The sequence below is a fragment of the Actinoplanes sp. NPDC051633 genome (assembly GCF_040681735.1).
In the GTDB taxonomy this organism is placed as follows: Bacteria; Actinomycetota; Actinomycetes; order Mycobacteriales; family Micromonosporaceae; genus Actinoplanes.
Genome location: NZ_JBFAZH010001071.1, coordinates 1 through 2643, shown reverse-complemented (window position 1 = coordinate 2643; position 2643 = coordinate 1). Strand labels below are relative to the sequence as shown.

The following is a 2643-nucleotide window of genomic DNA, read 5'->3' as shown; positions in this document are numbered from 1 at the left end:
CAACATCATCTCGAACCTCGCCGTCTACTCGAAGATCCCGCCGGGCCGTGCCGTCGGGTTACGGGCGGCGGCTCGTCAAGAAGGGCGTTGCCACGCCCGGATGTAGTCGACGCGCTTCGTCGCGCTCGTGGTCGACGGGTCCGGCGGGATCTTCGAGTAGACGGCGAGGTTCGAGATGATGTTGGTGGTGCCGTCGGACGTGGCCGGCGAGGTGCACACCTGCTTGCCGTCGACGTACCAGGTGGTGCCGGACGGCTCGATCGCCACGCCGTACGTGTGCCAGCCCTCCGTCGGGTCGAACTGCGGCGCGATGTCGCAGCGGGCGCGCGGCCCGGAGTACTGCGTGCCGTACAGACGGCGGTGGTTGTCGGAGTAGAACTCGTACACGTCGGTCTCGGTGTGCTGGTCCACCCCGCGCGCCTGCCACGTCCAGAAGGCCGGCCAGAAGCCGCGCGGCGACGGCAGCACCGAGCGCTCCTCGATGTAGCCGTACTGGAAGTCATAGGACGGCGTGGTGGTGATCAGGCAGGAGGTCCACTCGTACTTCCGGCCGGACTGCGACGTGAACGGCTCCCGCTTGGCGGTCATCACCAGCTCGTTGTCACCGACCGTGCAGTTGGCCGCCTGGTTCCACTCGAGCTGCTGGTTGTCCGGGTTGCCGCGGCCCATGTCCGGCTCGGCCGACGACTGGTCCGCCCAGCGCTTGCGGTCCAGCGACGTGCCGTCGAACTCGTCGCTGAACATCAGCTCCCAGCCCTCGGTCTGGCCGACCGGCAGCGGTGGGCCGTCCGCCTCGACCGGCGGCGTGGCGGCCGGCGGCGATGAGGGGGGCGCGGCCGCCGGCTCGTCGGAGGTGGCCGGCGCGCGGGTGCAGGAGGCGAGCACGAGGATGCTGAAGAGTACGGCGACACGGCGCCATCGATGCTGATGCGTCATGATTCGGCCTCCCGGTCAGAACGTGAACTGCAGTCGCGCGATGCGGTTGTCAAAGCTGGACGGCGCGAGCACCGGGGCTCCCGCCGAGCGGATCCCCGGCATCCGCGTCAGCAGCTCCCGGAAGAGCACCGTGATCTCCTGCTTGGCCAACGAGGTACCGAGGCAGAAGTGCGGGCCGCCGCCGCCGAATCCCACGTGCGGGTTCGGCTTGCGGGTGATGTCGAAGGAGTCCGGCGCGTCGAACACGGCCTCGTCCCGGTTCGCCGAGGTGTAGAACAACACCACGTCGTCCCCGGCGCGCAGCGGGTGCCCGCCCAACTCGTAGTCCTCGGAGACGGTCCGGCGGAACTGGATGATCGGCGAGCTGAAGCGCACCACCTCGTCCACGAAGCCGGCCGCGTGCCGGTCGAAGTCGTTCGTCAGCAGCTCGCGCTGCGCCTCGTTGACCGTGAGCAGGTGCAGGCCGTGCGCGATGGTGTTCCGCGTCGTCTCCACGCCGGCCACCAGCAGCAGCGAGAAGAACGACCCGAGCTCGCGGGCATTGAGGCCGGCGTTGGCCAGGGCGGAGATGAGGTCGTCGGCCGGCTCGCGGCGGCGCTCACGCGCCACCTTGCCGACGACGTGCTGGAGCCGGGCGAGAGCGCGCAGGTTCTTTCCGGGTACGCGGAACCGCCCGCCGGTCCGCTCGGTGCTGTGGTCGACCTGCGCCAGCACCTCCGGCCGGTACGAAGCGGGGATGCCCATCATGTCGCAGATGACCTCGAACGGCATGCGCCCGGCGACCGCGGAGACGAAGTCACTCGGCCGCGTGGCCAGCACGTCGTCCGCGATCGCCGTGGCCAGGCGCTCGACGTCGGAGGCGATCCGGCCGACCACCCGCGGCGTGAACGCCTTGCTCACCACGGCCCGCAGCCGGCCGTGCCGCGGGTCGTCCAGGTTCACCATCGAGTCGCCGAAGACGGTCCGCACCCATCGGGGCGGCCGGGGCGTCGTCACCCCCGTACCACTGGTGAAGATCTTGGGGTTGCGGCTGGCCTCCACGACGTCGCGGTGCCGCACCAGCGCGTGGAAGCCGTTGACCGCGTCGCCGAAGCGGACCGGGTGCTCGAGCTCCCGCAGCGCGCGGAAGGCCGCCAGCCGCTCCTCCTCGGGCAGGCGCCAGAACCCGGGGTCGGCGAGATCCAGGGGGCGGGTCGTGGTCACCATGTCGCGAGCTCCTTACGGCCGGAGACGACGGCGGTGGTCTCCGCCGCGAGTTGATCGAAGGTCAGCCGATGGTCGAAGCGAACCGCGTGCCGGGCGGCGGCGGCGCCCTCCCGGCCGGCGAGAACCGGGTCGAGCAGCCGCTCGGCAACGGCCGCCGCGAGCGCGACCGGTTGCTCGGCGGGCACGGTCGCGCCGACCTCAGGGGTGACCACCTCGGCCAGTCCGGGGATGTCGCTCACCACCACGCCGCGGCCGAGCGCGAACGCCTCCAGCACGGTCAGCGACAGCCCTTCCCAGCGGGACGGGAAGACCGCCACGTCGGCCGCGGCCAGCCAGGGGCGCACGTCGGTGCTCGCCCCGGCGCAGGAGACGCCGGGCAGGGCCAGTGCCCGGGCCGCCGCGAGCTGGTCGCCGTCGCCGACCAGCGCAAGCCGCGCGCCGATGTGTTTTTAGGACTATTTGGAATCTTTGTAGGTGAGTTAAACGGTTTAGAACAAAATA

Annotated in this window: 3 protein-coding genes; all 3 read right to left on the bottom strand. The window is 70.7% G+C overall.

The window, feature by feature from the left end:
- Window positions 1-75: 75 nt before the first annotated feature.
- From AB0M20_RS37075 to AB0M20_RS37065, 3 genes are read right to left on the bottom strand one after another with little or no spacing between them, the layout of a single operon-like run.
- The gene (locus AB0M20_RS37075; protein ID WP_364305412.1) at window positions 76-936 is read right to left on the bottom strand and encodes a glycoside hydrolase family 16 protein; all 861 of its coding nucleotides are present in this window, start codon (window positions 934-936) and stop codon (window positions 76-78) included.
- 15 nt (window positions 937-951) lie between these two features.
- Window positions 952-2142: a cytochrome P450 gene (locus tag AB0M20_RS37070; RefSeq protein WP_364305410.1), complete on the bottom strand. Its 1191-nt coding sequence runs from the start codon at window positions 2140-2142 to the stop codon at window positions 952-954.
- Window positions 2136-2585 carry a glycosyltransferase family 4 protein gene (locus tag AB0M20_RS37065; RefSeq protein WP_364305414.1) on the bottom strand — a complete coding sequence of 150 codons (450 nt, stop codon included), beginning with the start codon at window positions 2583-2585 and terminating at the stop codon, window positions 2136-2138. The genes AB0M20_RS37070 and AB0M20_RS37065 overlap by 7 nt, the downstream gene beginning before the upstream one ends.
- Window positions 2586-2643: the final 58 nt, after the last annotated feature.

Excerpts from the sequence above, each read along its gene's own strand:
- AB0M20_RS37070 (WP_364305410.1), bottom strand. The coding sequence starts at position 2,142 with ATGGTGACCACGACCCGCCCCCTGGATCTCGCCGACCCCGGGTTCTGG.
- AB0M20_RS37075 (WP_364305412.1), bottom strand. The coding sequence starts at position 936 with ATGACGCATCAGCATCGATGGCGCCGTGTCGCCGTACTCTTCAGCATC.